The sequence below is a fragment of the Syntrophus sp. (in: bacteria) genome (assembly GCF_040768185.1).
GTDB lineage: Bacteria > Desulfobacterota > Syntrophia > Syntrophales > Syntrophaceae > Syntrophus > Syntrophus buswellii.
This window is the reverse complement of the sequence record NZ_JAXGNC010000008.1, coordinates 105,275-128,611: the sequence shown is the minus strand read 5'-3', so window position 1 is coordinate 128,611 and position 23,337 is coordinate 105,275. Positions and strand designations below refer to the sequence as shown.

21 protein-coding genes are annotated in these 23,337 nt (G+C 58.0%); 11 read left to right on the top strand and 10 right to left on the bottom strand.

The genetic code is table 11. The features are described 5' to 3' along the window. Nucleotides 1–9 precede the first annotated feature (9 nt). Entirely contained in the window at nt 10–201 is a 192-nt protein-coding gene (locus tag AB3175_RS09705) for a hypothetical protein (RefSeq protein ID WP_367360739.1), read from the bottom strand. Then, nucleotides 201–1,406 carry a sodium ion-translocating decarboxylase subunit beta gene (locus AB3175_RS09700; RefSeq protein WP_367360738.1) on the bottom strand — a complete coding sequence of 402 codons (1,206 nt, stop codon included), beginning with the start codon at nt 1,404–1,406 and terminating at the stop codon, nt 201–203. The genes AB3175_RS09705 and AB3175_RS09700 overlap by 1 nt, the downstream gene beginning before the upstream one ends. Nucleotides 1,407–1,943: 537 nt before the next feature. On the opposite strand from AB3175_RS09700, the gene AB3175_RS09695 reads away from it, so the two are divergent. Beyond that, nucleotides 1,944–2,792 (top strand): universal stress protein, encoded by an 849-nt coding sequence (locus AB3175_RS09695; protein ID WP_367360737.1) that lies wholly within the window; start codon nt 1,944–1,946, stop codon nt 2,790–2,792. Between the two features lie 160 nt (nt 2,793–2,952). Here the strand turns inward: AB3175_RS09695 and AB3175_RS09690 are convergent, their stop codons facing one another. Next, nucleotides 2,953–3,153 carry a cold-shock protein gene (locus AB3175_RS09690; RefSeq protein ID WP_041584579.1) on the bottom strand — a complete coding sequence of 67 codons (201 nt, stop codon included), beginning with the start codon at nt 3,151–3,153 and terminating at the stop codon, nt 2,953–2,955. A 534-nt stretch (nt 3,154–3,687) separates the two neighbouring features. On the opposite strand from AB3175_RS09690, the gene trxB reads away from it, so the two are divergent. The 9 genes from trxB (at nt 3,688) to AB3175_RS09645 (ending at nt 14,624) form a co-directional block, all read left to right on the top strand. Beyond that, a complete protein-coding gene (trxB, locus tag AB3175_RS09685) occupies nt 3,688–4,674 on the top strand; it encodes a thioredoxin-disulfide reductase (RefSeq protein WP_367360736.1) in 987 nt (328 codons plus the stop codon). 3 nt (nt 4,675–4,677) lie between these two features. Next, the gene (gene lgt, locus AB3175_RS09680) at nt 4,678–5,523 is read left to right on the top strand and encodes a prolipoprotein diacylglyceryl transferase (protein ID WP_367360735.1); all 846 of its coding nucleotides are present in this window, start codon (nt 4,678–4,680) and stop codon (nt 5,521–5,523) included. 68 nt (nt 5,524–5,591) lie between these two features. After that, nucleotides 5,592–6,515, top strand: a complete 924-nt coding sequence (locus AB3175_RS09675) for a DUF475 domain-containing protein (protein ID WP_367360734.1) — start codon at nt 5,592–5,594, stop codon at nt 6,513–6,515. 55 nt (nt 6,516–6,570) lie between these two features. Continuing rightward, the gene (locus tag AB3175_RS09670; RefSeq protein ID WP_367360733.1) at nt 6,571–7,395 is read left to right on the top strand and encodes an AAA family ATPase; all 825 of its coding nucleotides are present in this window, start codon (nt 6,571–6,573) and stop codon (nt 7,393–7,395) included. 2 nt (nt 7,396–7,397) lie between these two features. Further along, nucleotides 7,398–8,183 (top strand): TrmH family RNA methyltransferase, encoded by a 786-nt coding sequence (locus AB3175_RS09665; RefSeq protein WP_367360732.1) that lies wholly within the window; start codon nt 7,398–7,400, stop codon nt 8,181–8,183. Nucleotides 8,184–8,230: 47 nt separating this feature from the next. Next, on the top strand, nt 8,231–8,551 hold the full coding sequence (gene cutA, locus AB3175_RS09660) for a divalent-cation tolerance protein CutA (RefSeq protein ID WP_367360731.1): 321 nt from the start codon (nt 8,231–8,233) through the stop codon (nt 8,549–8,551). Between the two features lie 464 nt (nt 8,552–9,015). After that, complete coding sequence (gene tkt / locus AB3175_RS09655; protein ID WP_367360730.1) at nt 9,016–11,085, top strand: transketolase; 2,070 nt, start codon at nt 9,016–9,018, stop codon at nt 11,083–11,085. A 41-nt stretch (nt 11,086–11,126) separates the two neighbouring features. Then, nucleotides 11,127–13,202: a thioredoxin domain-containing protein gene (locus AB3175_RS09650; RefSeq protein ID WP_367360729.1), complete on the top strand. Its 2,076-nt coding sequence runs from the start codon at nt 11,127–11,129 to the stop codon at nt 13,200–13,202. A gap of 240 nt (nt 13,203–13,442) precedes the next feature. Continuing rightward, entirely contained in the window at nt 13,443–14,624 is a 1,182-nt protein-coding gene (locus tag AB3175_RS09645) for a hypothetical protein (protein ID WP_367360728.1), read from the top strand. A 51-nt stretch (nt 14,625–14,675) separates the two neighbouring features. Here AB3175_RS09645 and AB3175_RS09640 read toward each other — a convergent pair whose 3' ends face one another. The 4 genes from AB3175_RS09640 to AB3175_RS09625 are packed head-to-tail and all read right to left on the bottom strand — an operon-like array spanning nt 14,676 to nt 17,931. Beyond that, nucleotides 14,676–15,437: a CoA-transferase subunit beta gene (locus AB3175_RS09640; protein ID WP_367360727.1), complete on the bottom strand. Its 762-nt coding sequence runs from the start codon at nt 15,435–15,437 to the stop codon at nt 14,676–14,678. Further along, a complete protein-coding gene (locus AB3175_RS09635; protein WP_367360726.1) occupies nt 15,434–16,429 on the bottom strand; it encodes a CoA transferase subunit A in 996 nt (331 codons plus the stop codon). Before AB3175_RS09635 ends, AB3175_RS09640 begins: the two co-directional genes overlap by 4 nt. An 11-nt stretch (nt 16,430–16,440) precedes the next feature. Then, the gene (locus AB3175_RS09630; protein WP_367360725.1) at nt 16,441–16,974 is read right to left on the bottom strand and encodes a hypothetical protein; all 534 of its coding nucleotides are present in this window, start codon (nt 16,972–16,974) and stop codon (nt 16,441–16,443) included. A 33-nt stretch (nt 16,975–17,007) separates the two neighbouring features. Further along, the gene (locus AB3175_RS09625) at nt 17,008–17,931 is read right to left on the bottom strand and encodes a DMT family transporter (RefSeq protein ID WP_367360724.1); all 924 of its coding nucleotides are present in this window, start codon (nt 17,929–17,931) and stop codon (nt 17,008–17,010) included. 273 nt (nt 17,932–18,204) lie between these two features. Here AB3175_RS09625 and AB3175_RS09620 point away from each other — a divergent pair, with 273 nt between their 5' ends. Continuing rightward, nucleotides 18,205–19,779, top strand: a complete 1,575-nt coding sequence (locus tag AB3175_RS09620; RefSeq protein ID WP_367360723.1) for an NAD(P)H-hydrate dehydratase — start codon at nt 18,205–18,207, stop codon at nt 19,777–19,779. Between the two features lie 14 nt (nt 19,780–19,793). On the opposite strand, the gene AB3175_RS09615 is transcribed toward AB3175_RS09620, so the two are convergent. From AB3175_RS09615 to msrB, 3 genes are all read right to left on the bottom strand, one after another. Next, nucleotides 19,794–20,768, bottom strand: coding sequence for a polyprenyl synthetase family protein (locus AB3175_RS09615; RefSeq protein ID WP_367360722.1), 975 nt, complete (start codon nt 20,766–20,768; stop codon nt 19,794–19,796). Nucleotides 20,769–21,059: 291 nt separating this feature from the next. Further along, a complete protein-coding gene (locus AB3175_RS09610; protein ID WP_367360721.1) occupies nt 21,060–21,857 on the bottom strand; it encodes a LamG-like jellyroll fold domain-containing protein in 798 nt (265 codons plus the stop codon). A 336-nt stretch (nt 21,858–22,193) separates the two neighbouring features. Continuing rightward, entirely contained in the window at nt 22,194–23,288 is a 1,095-nt protein-coding gene (msrB, locus tag AB3175_RS09605) for a peptide-methionine (R)-S-oxide reductase MsrB (protein WP_367360720.1), read from the bottom strand. Nucleotides 23,289–23,337: the final 49 nt, after the last annotated feature.

The window sequence follows — 23,337 nt, the reverse complement described above, 5'->3', positions numbered from 1 at the left end:
TTTAACGTCTTACTCGTCTTCCCGCATGGCCAGGGGGATCGTGAAGAGCCCGACAATGACCACTGAATAGCCAACGGCCTTGATCACCATGCGGGTGGTTCCGGGGGGGTACTCCGGGGCGAGCAGGCGCACCAGAGCAACCCCCAGAAGGGCAATGCAGGTTCCAACAATCCACCACCACTGGCGTCTCTGCTTGAACATTATTTCAGCAGGGCGCAGTAGATGCCGGCCAGGATCGCCGTCGTGATGACACCGCTGACGTTGCAGCCCAGGGCGAAGGGCATGATCATCGCACGGGGATTAACCTTGGCGACGTACTTCTGGGCAACCTTGGACGTGGTCGGTGTACAGGAGACGCCGGCAATTCCCACCACCGGGTTGTATTTCTTCCCGCTGATGTAATACATGAGAATACCGCCGATAAGACCGCCGACACCAGATACCATAAGGGCGGTGGAGCCGAGGACCAGGATCTTCAGAACCCTGGGGTCGAGAATGGTGTTGGCTTCGCAGAGGACGCCGAGGATCAGGCCCAGGAAGAAGGTCGATGAATAAAGAATGGTGGACTCGAGCAGTTCGATGTAGGGCTTGACGCCCGCTTCCCGGATGATGATGCCCACGAAAAAGGATGAGAAGAGCGGCCCGGCGACCGGGAAGAGCAGGCAGAGGATCGTACAGGCAATGACGGCAAACATGATCTTCTGCAGGGGCGTAATTTTGGGCATTTTGCTGAGGTCCATGGGAAGGGCCGCCATTTTTTTCGGAATCATGGCCTTGATGAGGTAGGGGTACAATCCGTAACAGAGGCTCAGGTAGAGATAGGCCACGATCCCGATGGGAACGAAAAGATGCGGGGACAGGATGAGGGAGGTGAAGAGCACCATGGGGCCATCGGCGCCGCCGACGATGGCCGTCGCCGCCGCTTCCTGGGGGGTCATGCCGAAGGCGATGGCCAGGGGGAAGACGGCAACGGATCCCAGCTCACCCCAGAGCGCGATGAACATGCTGCTGAAAGGGCGCGCCAGAACGTAGCCGATGTCGCAGAGCACCCCGATGCCGATGAAAACGAGGCAGGCGATCAAACCGTTGCTGAAGCTCATCGTGTAAATGGGCTGGAGCCAGTTGACCTGGATGATGTTGACCAGGGCTGCGGGGTCCGTAATCAGGGGATCTAGAAAGATGGTTCCTGTTTTATCCGGCGCCAGGAACAACACGGAAGCGTTGACCGCCGCCATTCCCAGACCCATGGGGATCATGATGAGTGCTTCCAGGATTCCCTTGTAGCCAAGATAGACAAAGGCTATTCCCATCAGCATCAGAACCACGCGGGCAATCGCATGGATAGGGTCCTGGGCGACCAGGGTGGCGATACCCTGAAACAACTGTAATACTTCGAAGTCTAACATGTTATCCTCTCCGTTTAAAATATGATCATTTCGGTTATATGCCTTTTTCTGTAGTGCACCTTTTTAAAGATGGAGATCATTACTTCCCTTTACCAAAGAACATCGACATCGCCTTAATCAGGCCCGCGGTTCCAAATCCGATGGCAATTAAAATCAGGTATACAAGGCCGGCAAATTGAATGGATTCGCCTACAGTCATTTTTTTTCCTCCTTCCTATTAATTTTTACTAAGAAAAACTTCGGTTGCTTGACGATCAGGTTCCGGATGTATACAAACAACAGGCAGGAAAAATAAACATAAAAAGACTGCAATGTTACTATATATGAAATCCTTATAGTGCATGCGGCTGTTGAATATGTAATATCTTGTTATTGTTTGTAAATAATAAAAGGTCACTTGACGCCGATCGGGGCGCTTTTGTGGAGAAAGGCCGGAACATCAAAAAAAAACTTGAGAATTCGGTGACGCGGAACTTGATGTTGACCCCCCGCTTGTTTCCATGTAAACAATGAAAAAAACTACGTTGAGGTGCGCACATGAGCTTGAGGATTTTGGTCGGGATTGACGATTCGAACTATGCGCAGCGGGCCATTGCTTACGGGATCGCCCTGGCGAAGAAGAGCGGCGCCACGCTTGCGGGGATATGCGTTGTCGACACCTTCGGAATTGAAAGGCACTCCGCCGGAGCGAACATCGGAGCGTTTTACTTCGCCCAGAAATTGATCGACGAAAAAATTAACGAGTCCCGGGAAAAACTGGAGAAGCTGCTCGAGAAATTCGAAGAGCACTGCAGAAACAACGGCGTACGATACGAAAAGATCATGACGAGCGGAACCCCGGCCAAGGAGATCGTTCGTGAATCGGAATTGGCGGACCTCCTGATCATGGGCGTGAGGACTTTTTTTCATTTCGAAACGATCGAGGGTCCAGGAGATACGTTCGAAAAGGTGGTCAGCCAGGGAAGATGCCCGCTTCTTGCGGTCACGGACGAGGAGCTTCCCCTGGAGATGGATGTCCTGATCGCCTACGACGGTAATCTGAAGTCCAACAATGCCCTGAAGGCCTTTGCCGGCATGAACGATCTGTTCCATTTTTCCCCGTCGGCGACCTTATTGAATGTCAATGATGACCCCAGTGAAGGCGACAAGACCCTGGAGAAGGCCGACCGGTATCTGAGTGCTCATGGATTGAAAACCAGAACGAAGGTGCGGGCGGGCAGGCCCAGGGAGATGATCCACCGGACCGTCAAGGAGATGGGAGAGGGGAAGAAGACCCTGCTGGTCATCGGTACGAGCGCCAGCAATGAAGTCGCCAGTTTTTTTCTGGGAAATTCCCTTAAGAACGTCGTTCGGGACGGTTCAATTCCCCTGTTTATATTCCATTAAAGACAAAAAAGCCCACCCTTTTCCCTGCTTCCCTGCGAGGCAGCTCCGGGCGGGAGAGGACAGGGCAACAATTCTGCAAAACAAAAAAGCACTCCCGGGGTCGAAGACCCTGCGCCGGAGTGCTTTTTCATGTCCTTCTCACAAGTTGGGCAACAAGTTGTTATATAGGTTTTACATTAACCGCCGCCGGTCCTTTCTGACCTGTCTGTACCTCGAAACTGACGCGCTGTCCCTCGTACAGGGTTTTAAACCCGCTGCTCTGAATGGCGCTGTAATGAACGAATACGTCACCGCCCTCATCCTTTTCAATGAAGCCGAATCCCTTTTGTTCATTGAACCATTTTACTTTCCCTTCCGGCATCGCTTCTCTCTTCCTTTCTCAATTTTTTTCCGTTGGACCGGCACTCTGAAACAAAAAACCGCCAAGACCTAAAAGAGCATGGCGGTAAACCTTTGCACTTCAAAATGTCTTAAGCCAACTTGCTGTATACCATACACGGGAACAAGCTCCCAGCTTCCCGAGCGTACAGTTAAAATTTCCATTATTTTTAGTATGAACCTTCACGAATGTCAAGGGGTATTTCCAAGTATTTTTTTGGGCGGAATCCTTGGCCCTGCTTGGGCTGCAGCGGTCTGAACGGTGCTGAAAACCACCCCGTTCTGAATATTTTCAAAGCCTTATTATAGCTGTGAAATGATTATAGGCTTTCCTGATCCGCTCCGAAATCCATGCCGGGCTAAAAAATGCGCCGGGGAAGTCGGTTTTGCAGCCGTTGCGGGCATCAGGGCGACAAATTTGTGCTTTACAATTTTACGGGATAACGATTAAATGCAGGGGACCGAACGCACAGGCACTTTCTGATGCCGGCGTGGTATTCGACAGGGGGCAGGGGATATGGAAGAAATCAGAGGGCCGGAATCGTGTTATGACGTGGTGATTGTCGGCGGGGGACCGGCAGGGCTGACGGCGGGGCTATATGCTTCCCGGGGCGGTTTGAAGACCCTGCTGCTGGAGGGGGAGTCTTCCGTAAGCCAGATCACGGTGACCGATCTGGTGGAAAACTATCCGGGATTTCCCGAAGGGGTCAACGGGTACGATCTCGTTGAGCGCTTTAAAGCGCAGGCCCGCCAGTTCGGGGTGACGGTGCAGGCCGACGATGTCAGGGCCGTTTCCAGGGGGCCGGGGGATTCAGAATCGACAGGCGGCTGGATCGTAAACGGAAAAGGGACGTATCGGGGGTTGGCCGTCATTGTGGCTACGGGAGCCAACTGGCGCCGCCTTGGAGTGCCTGGAGAAGAGGCCTTTGCCGGGAAGGGCGTGTCCTATTGCGCCACCTGTGACGGTCCATTTTACCGGGACCGGGAGGTTGTCGTCATCGGCGGCGGAGATACCGCGGTCCAGGAGGCTCTCTTCCTGACGAAATTCGCCCGCAAGGTCACGATCGTACATCGCAGGGACCGCCTGAGGGCGACCCCTGTTCTGCAGCAGAAAGCCCTTGCCCATGATCGGATCGGGTTTGCCTGGGATTCCGTGGTGGAGGAAATTCAGGGCGGGGCCTTCGTGGAGGGCGTCCGGATCCGGAATCTCAAGGATCCTGAACGGTCGCGCGTGATCCCGGCAGACGGGGCCTTTGTCTTTGTGGGGTTGACGCCCAATACGGAATTTGTCCGGAATGTGGTGAATTGCGATGAAAGCGGATACATCCTTGCAGACAGCGAAATGAAAACATCGGCGAAGGGGATCTTTGCCTGCGGGGACTGCATTTCCAAGCTGCTGCGCCAGGTCGTTACGGCCTGCGGAGATGCGGCGACGGCGGCCTTTTCGGCTCAGCTCCACGTGGAAGACCTGAAGGGGGATTCCTATCTGGGAAGAAGGGATTGATGCATGGATTCCTTTCTGCTCTTCTGGCAGTACCTGCCCGCCAAACTCCGGCCGGAGCTGTTTTCCATCGGCTCCTTCTCCGTTCGCTATTACAGCCTGATGTACCTGGTGGCCTTTTTTTTGACCTATGTCCTGGTCATGTACCGGATCCGAAAGGAGAGGTTTTCCTATTCCAGCGAAACGATTCAGGACCTTTTGCTCTGGACCATTCTTGGATTGATCGTCGGGGCGCGGCTGGGCTATGTCCTCTTCTATAATTTCAGTTATTATCTGAGCCACCCCCTGGAGATTCTTCTGCCCTTCGAGTTCTCCGGCGGGATCCGGTTTGTGGGAATCAGCGGCATGTCCTATCATGGAGGGGCGATCGGCGTTCTTCTGGCGACGCTGATCTTCTGCCGGAAACGGGCCATCTCCTTCTGGAATATTCTCGAGCTTTTTTCTCCCGCCGTCCCCCTGGGCTATACCTTCGGCCGGATCGGCAACTTTATCAACGGGGAGCTCTATGGGCGGATGACGGACGTGCCGTGGGGAATGTATTTCCCCCTGGATTCCCTGCATCAGCTTCGCCATCCATCGCAGCTTTACGAAGCCTTCTTTGAAGGTCTGGTCCTGTTTGCCATTCTCTGGAGCATCCGTCGAAGAAGCCCCTTTGACGGATTTCTCTTTGCCGCCTACCTGTTCGGCTATGGCTTTGTCCGGTTCTTTATCGAATTTTTCCGTGAACCGGATGTCCAATTGGGACTGATCTTCGGGGGTGTCTTCACCATGGGGCAGGCGCTGTGCCTGCTCATGATGGCTGCCGGCGTCCTGATTTACTTTTTCCGTAGGGCCGATCATTGCCGTGCTTGACCAAATCCCCGTCCAGGGGCGGGAGGATCGCTGAGAAACCGGTTCGGAAATCCGACTGAGGGAATCCCATGATCATCGAGACGTTGATTATTGTTTTTGGCTTGTGCATTTTTGAGATCATCTGCAGTGTGGACAATGCCATTATCAATGCGTCCGTCTTGAGGACCATGTCATACAAGTATAGGAAGATATTCCTGTTCTGGGGTATCCTCTTCGCCGTCTTCGTGGTGCGGGGACTTCTCCCCTTTGTTATTGTCTGGGCGACAAACACCAGCTTGACGATTCCCGAAGTTTTCACGGCCTGCTTTTCCGAGAATGGCGAGGCGGCCAGATCGATGGAAAAATCAAAGCCCCTGCTGCTCCTGGGCGGAGGCATCTATCTGCTTTACGTGGCTTTATCCTGGCTGTTTCTCGAGGAAAAGAACTATGCCTTCCTGGTCGAACGGTTCCTGAAGCGCCAGAGCGTCTGGTTTTATGCCATTGTCTCGGTGGTGACCACGGTGCTTGTCTTCGTCTCGATCCGGATTGATCCCACCCTGGCGCTGGCTGCAACCTTCGGTGTCTCCGCGTTTTTTATTACCGATGGATTCAAAAAGAACGCCGAAGAAAAGGAACGGGAGCTTCTGACGGGCAACTTGAGCGCCTGGAGCAAAATCCTCTATCTGGAGGTCCTGGACACGTCCTTTTCAATCGATGGCGTCATCGGCGCTTTCGCCTTTACGCTGTCGGTGCCGCTGATCATTCTCGGGAACGGCCTGGGGGCGTTTGTGGTGCGAGAACTGACCATCAAGGGGATTGATGTGATCGCCCAGTATGCCTATCTGAAAAACGGCGCCATGTACTCCATCGGCGTGCTCGGCACCCTGATGATTCTGGAAAGTTTTGGTCAGGAGCATCCCTTCTGGCTTGCGCCCCTTAATACGATAGTCATATTGAGTTTCTTCATGATTCTGTCCGTGAAGGAAATAAAGCAGGCGCACGGAAAGAAGTAGGATCTTTTCCCGGCCACCCGGACGGGACATTGATCGGAGAGGATAAGGAGGCGCAATGGCCATCTTGGCGATTACCAAACAGTTTGGGAGCGGAGGGGGCGAGATCGGAAGCTCCGTTGCAAACCTTCTGGGATATGAGTACATCCCCCTGAGCCGGATTTTTGAGGAGGCCGCGAAAGCGGGAACGGAAATGCAGCGGCTCGTCGAGAAATTCGATTCGCACGTTCCCGGCCTCTGGGAGCAGATTGACTGGTCCTTTCTCGTCTTTGCCGCATTCTGCGAGAGAGTCGTCCTGGATTACGCCCTTCGCAACGATACCGTGGTGATGACGAGGGGCGGCAATATCCTGTTGAAGGATATTCCCCATGCCCTGAGGGTTTTCATGACGGCTCCTTTTGAAGCCCGGGTGCAGCGGATCATGAAAAAGGAAGAGGTCGGTGAGGACATTGCCGCCCTGATGGCCAAAAAAGCGGATCGCGAAATGGCGGTGACGATCCAGCAGATTTATGGGGCGAACTGGAAGGATCCCACGGAATATGATCGGGTCATCGATACAACCAGCCGGGACTGGGAGGAGATCGCCTGCAGCCTTCGCGACGGCCTGCTGGAGAAGCAGAGGGATTTCGAGGAGGAGGCGTGGAGGATGCTTTCCATGAGGGCCCTGGCGACTCGGGTCAAGGCCAGAATCATGACGTCGCCCGGCTGTGTCGTACCCACCCTGGAAATCGATGTGAAGGACGACTTCCTCGTGATCCGGGGGGTGGTGCGCAATCTTGAACAGCATAAGCGGATTGAAGAGGAGGTAAGAAAAATGACGGGCGATGTCGTCGTCGAATTCCGCCTCAGCTATCGCGGCTCCTGGCCCTTCCGCGGAATCTGAAGATGCTGTATCCCTCGAAGGCGCAGCTCCGGCTGTGGAACCGGCTGGGCAGGTCGAAAATCCGAGAGGAAGCGGGCCTTTTCCTGGCGGAAGGGCTCAAAGTCGTTCAAGCCCTTCTTGAAAGCGATTGGGAAGTTCAGGCTTTGCTGACCCTGGAAGGCGGGAAGGAGAAGCGGGCGGCGTTCCTCGATCGGCTGCCGGCTTCTCTGCCGTGCTACGGATTGACCGCAGGGGAGTGGACGGGTCTGACCCAGGATGTCTCTCCGGAAGGGATCATGGCTGTGGGCCGCATCCCCCCCAGGCCGACGCTCGCGGACATGGCGGCCGGAGCGGACGAGGGGCCGTTGCTGCTGCTTCACGAAATACGCAATCCCGGGAACCTGGGAGCGCTTGCGCGTTCGGCTTCCTGGTTCGGTTTTTCGGGCATGATCCTGGGCCGGGGTTCGGTGGATCCCTTCAATCCCAAGGCGATCCGGGCCTCCATGGGAAGCCTTTTCTCGCTTCCCTTCGTCGACGGAGTCAATCTGCAGGAGGTGATCGCGATGCTGAAGGAGGAGTTCCTGGTGGCGGGAAGCTCGGTCAGAGCGGGAAGGCTCCCCCATCCCTGTGGGGGGAAGGCGGCGCTGCTCCTGGGAAGCGAGAGCCATGGCCTGCCCGATTCCCTGCTGCGGATGACCGACGAACAGTGGCACATCCCCCGGAAGGGCGCCGGCGAATCGCTCAGCCTTCCCCAGGCCGCAGCCATCATGATGTACGAGATCGCGCGGGAGGCCTCTCCCCGGGGGTAGAAACCTTGGTGTGCTTGAGAAAAGAACCGTTAGGAGGAAATAGAAGAATGGAGAATTATGTGCAGGTGTCGACCACGGTGGATCGGGAAGAGGATGCGGAGAAAATCGCCAGGGTTCTGGTAGAACAGAGGCTGGCGGGCTGTGTCCAGATTTCGCCCATTACCAGCATCTACCGCTGGCAGGGAAACGTTGAAACCGCCAGAGAATGGCGGCTTTGCGCGAAGACAAGGGAGGATCTCTGTGAAGCTGCCGACAGGGTCATTGCCTCCCTTTCGTCCTATTCGGTGCCGGAAGTGATTGTGACGCCGATTATTGCCGGCAGTGAATCCTACCTGGCCTGGCTGGACGGGGAACTCGCCGGAAAATAAACGGGGCTCTTCTCCGGATGGCCGCCGGGAGCGGCAGCCTTTAGAGCCGGGGCTTCGCTCGGCCTTCTTTCCCTTCTCGGCTGCGCCGTCAGGTTCGAAACCTGTTCCCCCCTCCATCCCCTCCTGATTTTTCCCGCCGCGGTGGGACGGCTTCTTGGAAATCCGTTCTTTGTTTCATGATTTCCGATCTTTGAATGCGCTTCAGGGGCCGGGAACTAATGTGCTTGTCTAAGAGCCGGGGTTGGAGTATAAGCGCAGAAAATAACATTCAAGGATCGAGGAAATTCGTCATTCCGGTTTCCGAACAGACCGAACAGGGGGAATCGCCGGGCGGCTGAACAGAGGCGATGCAGGCATGCTGACGACATGCGCGAGGAGCTGACAGGGATGCCGGCAAAAGGGCTGCTTCGGATCCGGAATCGCCATGATGCGATTGGGAATGTCTTAAGGAGATAGAAAACCTCATGTCTGGACCAGCCGAATTGGAAGAAAGATGCATCAACACCATTCGTTTTTTAGCCGCCGATGCCGTGGAAAAGGCGAAATCAGGGCACCCCGGCATGCCCATGGGAGCCGCCGCCGCCGCCCATACGCTGTGGGCCTGCCACCTGAAGCACAATCCTTCGAATCCGCTGTGGATCGATCGGGACCGCTTTGTCCTTTCCGCGGGGCACGCCTCCATGCTTCTTTACGTCATGCTCCATCTGACGGGATACGACCTTTCCCTGGACGATCTGAAGGCCTTCCGCCAATGGGAAAGCCGAACACCGGGTCATCCTGAGTATCACTGCGCGCCGGGCATCGAGGTGACCACGGGTCCCCTCGGGCAGGGCCTGAGCAACGCCGTGGGCATGGCGATCGCCGAAGCCCATCTTTCCGCCCGATTCAACCGCCCCGACAACGAGATCATCAACCACTTCACCTATGTCATGGCCAGCGACGGCGACCTCATGGAGGGGGTAACGGCCGAGGCCAGCTCCCTGGCGGGGCACCTGGGGCTGGGAAAACTCATCGTGATCTATGATGACAACCGCATTTCTCTTGCCGGTTCAACGGGCCTGGCTTTTACGGAAGATGTGGGTAAACGCTATGAAGCTTACGGCTGGCAGGTTCTGAGGGTTCCCGAGGGCAACCGGCCGGCGGCCATCGATGAGGCCCTTCGTCAGGCGCGGGCGGAATTGTCCAGGCCTTCGATCCTGTTTGTGCAGACGACCATCGGGTACGGCGCTCCCCATAAGCAGGGGACGGCGGATTCACACGGTTCCCCCCTCGGCCGGGATGAACTCGACGCCGCCAAGAAAAATCTGAGCTGGCCGCTGGAGCCCGCCTTCTTCGTGCCTGAAGACGTTTCGGATTTTTACCGCCAGGCCGCCGACCGTGGCAAGGTCCGTGATGAGCAGTGGCTTTCGGCGTTTGAGCGCTACGGCCGGCAGTATCCGGAGCTCGCGGCGGAGCTGCAGAGGGTGATGGACGGACGGCTGCCGGACGACTGGGAAAAGGCGCTGCCCGTCTACCAGGGCGGAGCCGCCGATGTGGCGACCCGCAAGGCCGGTGAAACGGTGATGCAGGCCCTTGCCCCGTGCGTTCCGGAGCTGATGGGCGGATCGGCGGATCTCAATCCGTCCTGCTTTACCTGGCTCAAGGGGATGGGGGATTTCCAGAGTCCCGGATTCTCCCCGGCGGGGTTGCAGGGCCGGGTCGGCGGATCGTGGGGCTATGAAGGCCGCAATGTCCATTACGGAGTCCGCGAGCACGCCATGGGGGCCATCGCCGTCGGAATGGCCCTCCATGGGGGAGTCCTTCCCTATACGGGCACCTTTCTCACCTTTGCCGATTACATGCGGCCGCCCATGCGCCTTTCAGCCCTCATGGGCCTGAGGGTCCTCTATGTCTTTACTCACGACAGCATAGGCCTGGGCGAGGATGGACCGACGCACCAGCCCATCGAGCAGGTCATGAACCTGCGGGCCGTTCCCAACCTCACCGTCATCCGTCCCGCCGATGCCCACGAAACCGTGGAAGCCTGGCGGGAGGCGCTCCTGAATTCAAAGGGGCCGACGGCCCTGATCTTTTCACGGCAGAATCTGCCTGTCCTGGACAGGGAAACCCTGGCCCCTGCAACGGGATTGCAGAAGGGCGGTTATATCCTCTGGGAATCCGGAGAGGGAGCCCCGGAGATCATTCTTATCGGAACGGGATCCGAAGTTCCTCTGGTCCTGGAGGCCGGCAGGCGGCTGGCAGCCGACGGCGTTGCCGTGCGGGTGGTCTCACTCCCCAGCTGGGAACTTTTTGACCGCCAACCGGTTGCCTACCGAGAGGCCGTTCTGCCGCCGACCCTTCGTTTGCGGGTCGCCGTGGAAGCGGGCATCAAGCTGGGCTGGGAGCGCTATGTCGGGCTGGACGGAACGGTCATCGGAATGGATGGCTTCGGAGCCAGCGCCCCGGCCAACGTCCTTGCTGAGAAGTTCGGCCTGACGGTGGACAACGTGATGGCGGCGGCCAGAGCACTCCTGCATGCCGCCGTCCCCTCGTGACGGGGGGCAGGCCCCCCTGCCCCTGAAAAAGGAGAAAGACCATGGTGGAGCACTCTTCCCGGGAAGGTTCCTTCCGAAACCGCCTGCAATTTGAGAAAAGTCCATACCTGCTGCAGCATGCCGCCAATCCCGTAGACTGGTACCCCTGGGGCGAGGAGGCCTTTGAAAAAGCCCGGCTGGAGGATAAACCGGTTTTCCTGTCCATCGGCTATTCCACCTGCCACTGGTGCCACGTGATGGCCCATGAGTCTTTCGAGAACGAGGAGGTCGCCCGGCTGCTCAATGAGAATTTTGTCTCCATCAAGGTGGACCGGGAGGAGCGTCCCGATATCGACAAGCTGTATATGACCGTCTGCCAGGTGTTGACCGGCGGCGGCGGGTGGCCCTTGACGATCATGTTGACGCCCGATCGCCGTCCCTTCTACGCCGCGACCTACATCCCCCGGGAAGGCCGCCCGGGGATGGCGGGGATGCTTGCGCTGATCCCCGGGCTCGGCGAGGTCTGGCGCAGGGAGCGGGAGAAGGTCCTTGATTCCGTCGAGGAGATTGAAGGGGTTTTGCAGCGGATGGATCCGGGCGGAAGCGGGGAGATTCCTCCCGATGCGGTGCTGCGGGATGCTTATGACGATCTGCGCCGCCGCTTCGATGAGCGTTACGGCGGATTCGGCAGCGCCCCCAAGTTTCCCATGGCGGAGCATCTCTTCTTCCTCCTGCGTTACGCGGACAGGACCGGCGAGTCCCCGCCCTTGGCCATGGTGGAGAAGACCCTGGAGGCGATGCGGCAGGGGGGAATCTACGATTCGGTCGGTTTCGGCTTCCACCGCTACAGCACCGATGCCCAGTGGCGGATGCCTCATTTCGAGAAGATGCTCTACGATCAGGCCCTGATGGCCCTGGCCTATACCGAGGCCTTTTCGGCCACGGGCCGGGCGTTCTATGAGAGAACGGCGCGGGAAATTCTGACGTACGTGCTGAGGGACATGACCGCTCCGGGGGGCGGCTTCTATGCGGCGGAGGATGCCGACACCGCCGGGGAGGAGGGGGCCTTTTATCTCTGGAAGGTGGAAGAGCTTCGGCAGGTCCTGGCGCCGGAGGAAGCGGACCTCCTGATCCGGGCTTACGATCTTCAGGCGGGCGGCAGAGCGCAGGTCCTGCACTGCCCATACCCGCGAAAGGGCCTGGCGGAGATGTTGAATGTCCCGGAGGAGCGCCTTTCGTTGCTCATGGAATCCGCGCGGGAAAAGCTTTATCGGCGGAGGCTGCAGCGGATTCGCCCCCTTCGGGACGACAAGATCCTGACGGACTGGAATGGATTGATGATTGCCGCGATGGCCCGGGCGGCTTTCGTCTTTGAAGACCCCCTGTTCCTGCAGGCGGCCGGGGATGCCGTCTCCTTCATTCTCGGGAACCTCCGGGATGCCCGGGGGCGACTGCTTCACCGCTGGCGGGACGGTGAGGCCGCCATGCCGGCCAGCGTCGATGATTATGCCTTTGTGATCTGGGGGCTGATCGAAGCCTACGAGGCCGTCTTTGACGGAGAGCTTCTCCAGGTTGCCCTTTCCCTGCAGGAAGAGCAAAATGCCTCGTTCTGGGACCGGGAATCCGGCGGATATTATTTTACGCCCGAAGACGGTGAACCTCTGCTGATCCGCCAGAAGGAGAGCTACGACGGCGCCATCCCCTCGGGAAATGCCGTGGCCATGCTCAATCTGCTGCGCCTGGCCCGCCTGACGGGCCGGGTGGATCTGGAGGAGCGGGCCGTGGCGACGGGGAAGGCCTTTGCCGCCCATATCAGCTCTCTGCCCGCGGGCCACACCCAGTTTCTGGTCGCCCTGGATTACCTGGCCGGCCCCTCGGCCGAGGTCGTCATTGCCGGAAACGCTGACGGGGAGGATACTCGCGGGATGCTGCGGGAGCTTCGCCGGGCTTTTCTGCCACGCACGGTGGTTCTCCTGTCCCCCGGCGGGGTAGAAAAGGGGGAGCATTCCGGAATCCCGGAGTTTGCCAGGGGCATGACCCCGGTCAACGGCAGGGCGGCGGCCTATGTCTGCCGGAATTTTTCCTGCCGGCAGCCAACAACGGATCCGGCGGACATGATGGCCTGGCTCCGGGAGTAGCGGACCGGCCCGTCCAGCCGGCAGGTCTCGATGGGTGCTTCTTTCTGCGGCCGTTCTCCCGCGCCCATTCCAGGACAAGCTCAGAAATTCATCGTGACGGCCTCCGGCACCTGTAAAATCGATTCCGGGGCTTTTCACCAGTCTCCCTGCTTATGGACTTCCGACCATGCGGAAGAGTAACTCAAGAGAGGCCGTTTCCTGTGTGCGAAGGGAAACGGATCCCCTCTTCGAGGAGTTCATATGGAAAAGATGCAACCGGAGGACTTAACGTCCATGGTTCAGAATCTCATGCTGGATTTCGCCGATCTGACCGGTCTGCAGCCGCAAGGGAGAGCGCCGCGGCGTTATCTGTGGACGGACGCCTTTGCCGTCTGCAATTTTCTGGAGCTTTACGGGAGGACGGGGGAGAAGCGCTTTGAACAGCTTGCATTGGAACTGGTCGGCCAGGTCCATGACATCCTCGGACGGCACCGTGGCGATGACAGGCGAACCGGCTGGATCAGCGGTCTTGATGACGAGCATGGCGCGATCCATCCCACCGCAGGCGGGTTGAGAATCGGCAAGGAGATGAACGAACGCCGATTCGATGAACCGTATAACGAAGAGCTGGAATGGGATCGGGATGGACAATACTACCACTATCTGACGAAGTGGATGCACGCCCTCAATCGTGTGAGCCGCGTCCGCGGGGAGGCCGTCTACAACCGCTGGGCGATTGAACTTGCAAAGGCGGTCCATGCCCGGTTTGTCTATGTCCTGCCGTCAGGGAACCGGAAAGGGATGTACTGGAAAATGAGCATAGACCTTTCCTGTCCCCTTGTATCGTCCATGGGGCACCACGATCCTCTCGACGGACTCGTCACCTACCTCCAGCTGCAAACGGCGGCGAAGCATTTCAACCCAGCAGCCGGGTCCGTCCTTGACGCGGAAGTGGAAGACACGGTTCATCTTTGCCGTGGAAAGGACTGGACCACCGATGACCCCCTCGGTATCGGCGAGCTCTTGAGCTTTGCCTGCAAGCTGGCTCAATTGATCCTCCACGAGGGATTGCCCTATGAAGACGTTCTCGAGGTCCTGCTGAAATCCTCGAGGTCGAGCCTCGAATCGTTCGAGGGGAGGAGTTTTTTCCGGCTTCCCGCCCAATACCGGCTTGCCTTCCGGGAACTGGGGCTGTCCATCGGGATCCGCGCCATGGGGAAACTGCTGAAGCTCTTCGAGCAAGCCCCGGAAGATTCGGAGAGAACACGATCCCTCCATGCTCAGGCCCGAGACCTGATCAAATATGCCCCGCTGAGTGATGTGATCGAGGAATACTGGCTCATGCCCGAACACAGGAATACCGGCGGATGGCTGGCGCATCGCGACATCAATATGGTCATGCTGGCAACCAGCCTGGCGCCGGACGGGTATCTCTCGCTCTGATCGCCATGCACGGCCGGTATGGCCCCTCCGACGGAATGCCCCACGGGGTTTTTAAAGCTGCATCCGCCGGGGATCGCATTTTCCCCGCAGTATCCGCAGCTCTTCTTCCGTCGGAGGATCGGCGGGCCGTGCGCGGGAAATATCGACGGCAAATTCCATGTGCTCCAGGACCTGCTGAGGCGTGATGCCCGGATAGAACCGGTCCAGATACATTTCCTTCGTGTCCTCATCGAACCGCATCACCGCCATATTGGTGACGACGCAGGTGATGCCGCCCGGCGGCAGGCCCGCCCGCCGGCGGGCTCCGGGGCCGTCCAGATTTCCCGGGCTCGTGAGATAGTCCAGTTTCCGAACGAACTTTCGCCTCTCGTGGTGCATGAAGACGATGCAGCGGGGAACGAAGGAGGCCACGTCGCAGCCGCCCCCGCTTCCTGCAAAGCGGGTGTTCGGCTTGGAGTAGTCGCCGATGGCTGTGGTGTTCAGATTGCCGTATATGTCAATCTGGGCGGCGCCCAGGATGGCAATGACGCGGTTCCCGGTAATCCTGTTCTGCATGGTGGCAAAGGCGTCCATCAGCCCCCCGGTGGAGTTTGCTCCCCACATGACCCGGGAATCGGACACCGCCCAGGGAAGATCTTCCAGAAGGGCGTCGACCGCCCCGGATTCGAAGAAAATCACGCTGTCCGGGGCGGAGATGTTCTTTGCCGCCATGGCGGCGAGCATGGAGATGCCCGTTCCGCAGAACACGATGTCGCCGTTGTGGATTTCCCTGGCGGCCATGATCGTCATGATTTCCGGTGAGGTGCCGTTCATGGCGCCTCCCCGCGGTCATACCACTGCAGGTTGGTGGCGTAGCCCCGAGTCGGGTCCGCCTTTATTTCCCCCAGCCTTTTCCGGCCGACCCGTTCCAGGAATTCTCCGTGATTGCTCACGCCGTAGATGAACTGATCCTGGTACGTTCGGAAGAGCCGCTCATCCCTGGCCGCCTTGGCGTAGGCGATGAGATAGTCGGGGTCATAATCGTAGCAGCGATAGACGGCCGTTGGATAGGCGCCGTAGGGGACATGGCAGACAGCGCTGACGTGAATAAAGGGGATCTGGTTCAGTCCTGGATTTTCCCTCAGCTCGCCGGGTTCAACCAGCTCTTCGCAGGTCACGATGACGTGTCGCGAGGCCTTCGCCTGTTCGATATCCGCATAGGTAAGCCCCAGGATCCGGCAGGTTCCCTGGTAGTCGGCCTTCTGCACATGCAGAATCGTCACGTCGGGGTTGATCGCCGGAACGAGGACCACCCTGGGAGCGTCGGCCCAGGAGCCGAAGGGATTGTCCACAACGACCAGCTTTTTGCCGGCGATTTTCGGGTCCTTCTGCCGCATCTCCTCCGAGAAGCCCCACCGGTTGATGATGTCGGTGCCCAGGGAAGAGCGGGTGGGAAGGAAGGGTACGCCCATGGAACCGGCGGCGAAACGCAGGGTCATCTGATAGTTGGAGTAGTCCTCCACCTGGATTTCCCCCTCCTGAACGGCTTTCCGGAAGCGGATGCAGGTGGTCGCCGCCTTTCCGTTGCCGCCATAGGCGATCTCCAGGCGGGAAATGCAGCCCCCGCCGATCAGTTCATCGATTCCGGTCCCGTTGGAATGGACATAGAAGTGGAGATTTTTGATTCCCTGGCGGATGATCGTGTAAACGGCCGCCATGGGATTGCGGCTGATGGAAAATCCGCCGATGGACATGTGGCTGCCGTCCCGGACAAAGGTCCGGACGGCCTCATCCAGGTCCATGACCTTGCTGCGGGAATCCTCCATCGCTTACCCTTTTATTTTGATTCCGGAGTTGCCGGAGTCGCCTGCGGTGCGGCCGTCGGCGGGGGTGGTGCGGCCATTGGCGGCGGCATGACGAACGGGGCGGCTGGTTTGGGGATCAGGTTGTCGAGGCGTCTTTCAAAATTCAGGATGAGGTTCCGCTGGACTTCCAGATCGATGGCCACCTGGATATTGGTGCCGGCGATTTCGCGCCTTAACTCATCCAGATGGGCCTTGTCGATCCCCAGGCTTGCGGCGTTCAGCTTCGAGAGGGGAGCGTCCGCTTCCCGGAGATGGCCGTTGGCCAGGCCGAAGTTTCTTTGATCGAGGTCGAAGAGCGTCTGGAAGAGGGCGGTCCGGGCCTTGAGTAAGTGGGTGCTGTTTTCCGCAGCAATCCGTCTGGCCTCGCTTTCCTTCAGCTGCTGAAGGCATTTTTCCTTCTGGGCATTCACCTGGCTTCTCCCATGCCACATGCCTCCCAGGTAAAGGGCGGCACACAGGACGACGACAACCACTGCGATGATGCCAAGTTTTTTACCTCTGTTCATTGGTCTTCCTCCTTGATGGTTCCAGTTCCATATTCAAAGCGCTCTCTGCGTTGATGGCCCCTGTTCCGGTCCGCCCAGGGAAAAGGCCAGCCCGAAAAGAATCAGGGCCGTACCGGCGAACATAAAGGCATTGATGTCCTCGTGGAGCAGCAGGGCGGCCAGCACCGAGGCCAGTGCCGGTTTGATGAAAAACATCATGGACCCCTTCTGCGCCGGGATATTGAGAAACCCGAAGTAATAAAGAGCGTAGGCCAGGGCGGTGCCCGGCAGGGCAAGATAAAGCACGGGCAGCCAGGCATCCCCCAGGCGGGTCAGGGTGTCCGGTGTAAAGCGCAGCCAGGCCAGGGGCAGAAGAAACAGGCTTCCGAAAAGCGCGGAAAACCCCATCAGCACAACCGCCCCGTACCGCCCGACCACGCGCCGGGAAATGCAGATGCTCAAGGCAAAAAAGAATGCCGACAGGAGCATTTGACCGATGCCGACGAGGGAGGAGAGCGAAAGAGCCCCCGTTTCGCCGGCAAAGAGGCAAACCCCGGCAGCGCCCGTGGCCACGGCGATCCATTTGCGCCGATTCCAGGATTCCCCATTGACAAAACGCGCGAGGATCATGACAAAAACCGGGTTTATGCTGAAGACGACCGCACAGGAGGCGGCTTTGTCCATCGTCTGGATCGCGGTGTGAAACATCGATATGGCCAGGGAGATTCCCAGCAGGCCGTTCAGGCAGAAGATCCCGTAATCCCCTGCCGCCAGCGGTTCGAGTCTCAGGCGAAGGACGGGAAAAGACCACACCAGAAGGACCGCGCCCGTGAGGAAGAAGCGCAGAAACGTCAGGATCAGGGGGTCCACCTGCGGTCCAATGAGTTTGCTGGCGATTTCCACGGTGCTGAAAAGAGCGACGGCGGCCAGAAGACTGAGCATTCCCAGCGCTTCGTCTCGGGAGGTAGCGATGTGCATCAAAAACGATGGTCTCCTGCTTACGGGCAGAGCCGGAGAGGCTGTGCCCATCCGTTTTGGGTCCGGTAACGCCGGGCTGCCGTTTTTGTCCGGAAACGGGCGATGGCTTGACGGTTGCTCCGCACCGCATGATCCTTGCGCCTGAACACCTGAGGCAGAATCTAGCACACCTTTCCCGGAAAATACAAATTCAAAGATCGCTTCTTGCCATCTCCACCGGTTTGAGGATAAAGAAAGAGAGAGATTGCGGAACGAAAAGCCAAGGAGTCCGATATGAGAGTATGCAGCGTTCGGGAAATGCGCGCCATGGATCGGTATGCCATTGAAAAGCTGGCCATTCCGGAAGAAATTCTGATGGAGAATGCGGGATTGGCGTCGGCGGCGGTTTTAAATCGTGAAATCGGAATCCCGGGGAGGAGATTTGCGGTTTTCTGCGGCGGAGGAAACAACGGGGGCGACGGTTTTGTCGTGGCCAGGAAAATCCTGTCCGACGGGGGATCCGTCACGGTTTTCCTCCTTTCCGACCCGGAAAAATTTCAAGGAGCGGCCCGGACCAATCTGGAAATCATAAAGCGGCTGCCCCTGTCACTGGTGCGCCTGGATTCCCCGGAGCGGATCCGCGGCGATGTCGCCCATTGCCATGGCATTGTGGACGCGATTCTGGGCACCGGACTGGACCGCCCTGTCGGGGGGCTCTTTAAAGAGGTGATCGAACGAATCAATGCCAGCGGCAAAAAAGTGCTCAGCCTGGATATCCCTTCCGGCGTGAACGGCGATACGGGTGAGATCCTGGGGGTCGCCGTTCGGGCCGATTACACGGTAACCTTCGGGCTTCCGAAAATCGGCAATCTCCTGTATCCCGGATTTGCCCGGGGAGGAAAACTCCATGTCTGCCATATCACCTTTCCCCCGGATCTGCAGACGGGAGAGTCGATCCGCGTCCGGATCAACACACCGCCGCCTGTTCCGCCGCGTGATCCCGACGCGCACAAGGGGAGCATGGGGGAGGCCCTTTTTATTGCCGGTGCGGCAAACTATTTCGGGGCGCCCTGCTTTGCCGCCCTGTCCTTTCTCAAGGCGGGAGGGGGGTATTCCCGTTTGGCGGCACCGGCATCCATGATTCCCGCCATGGCCCAGCGAGGCGGAGAAATCGTTTTCGTCCCACAGAGGGAAACGGCGGCAGGCAGCCTGTCGGAGGAGAACTTCGAGGCCCTGCTTGCCCTTTCCTCCACGATGGACATGGTCGTCCTCGGTCCCGGCCTTTCTCTTGAAGGGGAAACCCAGGCCCTTGTCGGGAGGCTGGTCCGGGATATTCCTGTCCCCCTGCTCATCGACGGCGACGGCCTGACGGCGATTGCTTCCCGCCTCGAACAAATCCGGGCACGGAAGGCGCCGACGATTCTCACCCCCCACCTGGGGGAAATGGCGAGAATCTCCGGGAAGGGCATTCCCGATATCCGGCGGAACCGGATTGGCGTTCTGCAGGAGACGGCGGCCGATCTCCGGGCCCTCATCGTTCTCAAAGGGGCCCATTCTCTCATCGGAATGCCCGATGGACGGGTCTCTGTGAATCTCAGCGGGAACGCAGGAATGGCAACGGCGGGATCCGGGGATGTGCTGACGGGGACGATCGCGGCCATGTACGGTCAGGGGCTTCCCCTGGATGAGGCCGTCTGCAAGGGGGTTTTCATTCACGGACTGTCGGGGGACCTGGCGGCGGAAAGCCGGGGAGAAGATGGAATGACGGCTTCGGACATCCTCGAATTTCTGCCCGAGGCAAGAAGGGCGGACCGGGCGGGATTGCCGGAGCATCTGCGCCGCCGCTATGCAGGTCCTGAGGTGCTGTAAGGATAAAAGGGATCTTAAAGGTTCCGTTTCAGGACGTATTCGGAAATGGCCAGCAGGGCTTCCTTTGCCGGCCCCTCCGGCATCCCGTCCAGAAACGCCCTTCCCTCGTCAATGAGGATTTCCGCCGAGCGAAGGGCGTCGGCAATGCCGCCGTATCGTGAAATCAGGGCCAGGATTTCCGCCACGGGTATTTCCTTTGCTTTTCTTTCCGCCAGGGCCTCTTCGATAAATTTCCGCTCTTCCGGTGTACAGCGCTTCAGGGTATAGATCAGGGGGAGGGTCATCTTCCCCTCGCCGAGGTCCTTGCCGATTTCCTTCCCGAATTCATCCTGGCTGGCGACATAGTCCAGGGTGTCGTCCGTAATCTGGAAGGCCGAGCCCAGGCGCAGGCCGAACTGCTTGAGCGCTTCGATCCGTTCGGTTCCGGCGCCGCCCAGATGGCCGCCCAGGGCGCAGGCCGCCGAGATGAGAATGGAGGTCTTTTTCTCGATGATCTTCCGGTACTCCTCTTCGGAAAGGTTCGCTTCGCCGCATTTGATCAGCTGAAAGACCTCCCCTTCCGACATGACGTTGGAGGTGTTCGAAATGAGCTGAATGATCTCCATGGTTCCGTCTTTTGCCATGAGCTGGTAGGCCTTCGAATAGAGATAATCGCCCACCAGGACCGTGGCGGCGTTTCCCCAGATATTGTTGGCCGAGACCTTGCCGCGGCGGGTCTCCGCCTTGTCGATGACATCGTCATGGAACAGGCTCGCCGTATGGATGAACTCGATGACGGCGGAAAGGGTGTAGCAGCGCGTGCCCCGGTAGCCGAAGAGGTCGGCCGTTGCCAGAACCAGCAGGGGTCGGAAGCGCTTGCCGCCGCTGCCCAGCAGGTGGTTGACGATCTCCGGGATGACGGATACTTCGGAACGAAGATGGGCCTCCATTTCCTCTTCGACGCGTTTCAGTTCCGAAGCGTAACGGGAAAAGACCTCCTGAATCTGCATGATAACTCCAGTCCTGTAACCGGCTGAACGGACCCGCTCCAGGGGATTGCCGGAAACGGAAAAATCAGCCGGATTGTTGATGTTATTCCACGATCTGATGCCCGGAAGCGATGGAAGCATTTTCGGGGACAATCGCAGAGTCGGCGGAACTATAGGAGATGCGGCCGGAAATGTCAATTCTTTCATCCCTCAAGAGAGGCCAATCCTGCTGGAAGAGCCGCATAAAAAAGGCAGGACCGCCAAGGGATCCTGCCCGATATTTCTAGAAGTAAACGCGATGGTTGTATCTGCTTATGCCTTCAGTTTTCTCCTGAGTCCGGCAATGACGGCAAGCCCCGGAGCAAGGAACAGAAGGCTGGCGGGAAGCGGAACGGCTGTGGCCGTGAAGTCTCGCTGGATATCGGAGATCCTGACCTCGTCGATCGTTCCCGGAGTCGCCCATGTCCAGGAGTCTGTCCCGATGAGGGCCGTTGTATAATTCGGGTTGCTGGGCGCCACGTTAGTGGGGTTGGTCCCTTTAAGAACACCGTCCACCCACACTTCTATACCCTTCGATCCCCATGTTCCCGCGAGATGGTGCCATCCGCCCACCAGGCTTTCCAGGGTCATCTCACTGCTGGCGATATTCCAGCCCCCATTCCAGATCATGAACACCAGCTTGTCCGAGTAACTCCCATGCCTTCCAAGAAACCATCCATCGTCCCAATTGTTCCCATATTCTGTGCCGGAGCCCAGCACCACCATGTACGAAGGGGAACCGGTCAGATTCACCCATGCCTCGACGCTTCCCTGTGTATAGTCCTTCACAGGATTCTGATGCACATTGCCGAGGCGGACGTAGTCTCCGTTGCCGTCCAGTGCGAGACCGCTTCCGAATTTTCCGGAACCGGTGATCTGTGCGTTTCCATAAAGGACTCCGTCATGGTTGCCCACGCTGTCGGGAGTCACGCCCCCGGTCTCGGAGTCGAGGTGATAAAGGGCAACGGTGTTGGCGTCAACAGTATAGGGAACCGTTAACAGCGCATTCCCGTTCGGCGCGGACATCAATAAAACGGCTGCTGCAAAAATGAATACAATGAATTTTCTCATACTCCCCTCCTGATAAGTTATTGCTGTCCGGGCGGTGTCTGATGGGTCTCCTTGCCGGCAGCATCTTGAAGCCCTTCGATTTCCCTGCCGCTTGGTCTATGAAGAATTCGACATCCTCCTTTCCGATTTCCCGGTTCTGCCAGAGGGTGACAGATGAATGCACGAAAAGAACAAGAGCCGGCAATCTCTCTTAGGATCTGGAGCTTCACTGGGAAAATAAAAGTTCAGTAATAAAGATACAGGATACGGCCGTTTTCAGCAATCGGTCTTATCCTGATTTTTTACTTCTAAAATCCTTACGAATGAGCCCGTTGCGGATTCAAAATTATCCAGAGGTTAGTCTTCGCTGAAAATCCGGACATAGTTTCCGTATCCTTCCTTCTCCAGATCCTCTCTGGGGATAAAGCGCAGCGCGGCGGAATTCATGCAGTAGCGCAAACCTGTCGGCCCGGGTCCATCGGGAAAAACATGACCCAGATGGGAATCGCCATGGCGGCTGCGGACCTCCGTGCGCCGGGAAAAGAGGCGGTTGTCATCCCGCTCCACGATATTGCCCGGCTCCAGAGGTCTGGTAAAGCTTGGCCACCCCGTTCCGGAATCATATTTGTCCCGGGAACTGAACAGCGGTTCGCCGGAAACCACATCCACATAGATTCCCTCTCTCTTGTTATCCCAGTATTCATTACGAAAGGGAGGTTCCGTAGCTTCCTGCTGCGTGACCTGGTACTGCAGGGGCGTCAGGATCTTTTTCAGGGTCGCCTCGCCGGGCTTGACACAGGCACGGCCATTGTTCGAGGGAACCGTGTCGGTTTCCCCGCCCCAGACTTTTTCCCGAAACCGGTCCCGGCCGGATCCGGAACGGTAGAGTTGATAGTGCAGCGGGTTCTTGCTGTCGTAGTCCTGGTGATAGCTCTCCGCTTCGTAGAACCGGGTAGCGGGAAGAATCTCTGTGGCCACCGGCCTGGCGAACTTCACCGACTGATCCAGGTCCTGTTTTGATCGTTCTGCCGCCTTCCTCTGATCCTCGTCATGATAGAAAATAACACTCCGGTAATGGGGGCCGCGGTCAACGAACTGTCCTCCTCCATCCGTGGGGTCGATATGCCGCCAGAAGATATCAAGCAGCTGTTCATAGGAGATCTTCTCCGGATCATAGGCGATCTGAACAGCCTCAACATGGCCCGTTCTGCCGTAGGTTTCGTAGGTCGGGTTTTCTCCTGACCCTCCGGTATATCCTGAGACAACCTGGATCACACCGGGCACCTTTTTAAAATCGCTCTGCACACACCAGAAACAGCCACCTGCAAAGGTGGCGATCCGGGTGCTGCGTTTCTGCTCTGTCATCGTGTTTGCTCCTTTCTGGGAAGGGGAATTGCCGTTGCAGCCGAACGTCAGGATCAGAATCAGAATGACTGAAAATATCTTTCGCATGGTCGGCCTCCGGTTGTGTTCTGTTTTTCTTTTAGAATATAATGTAGTG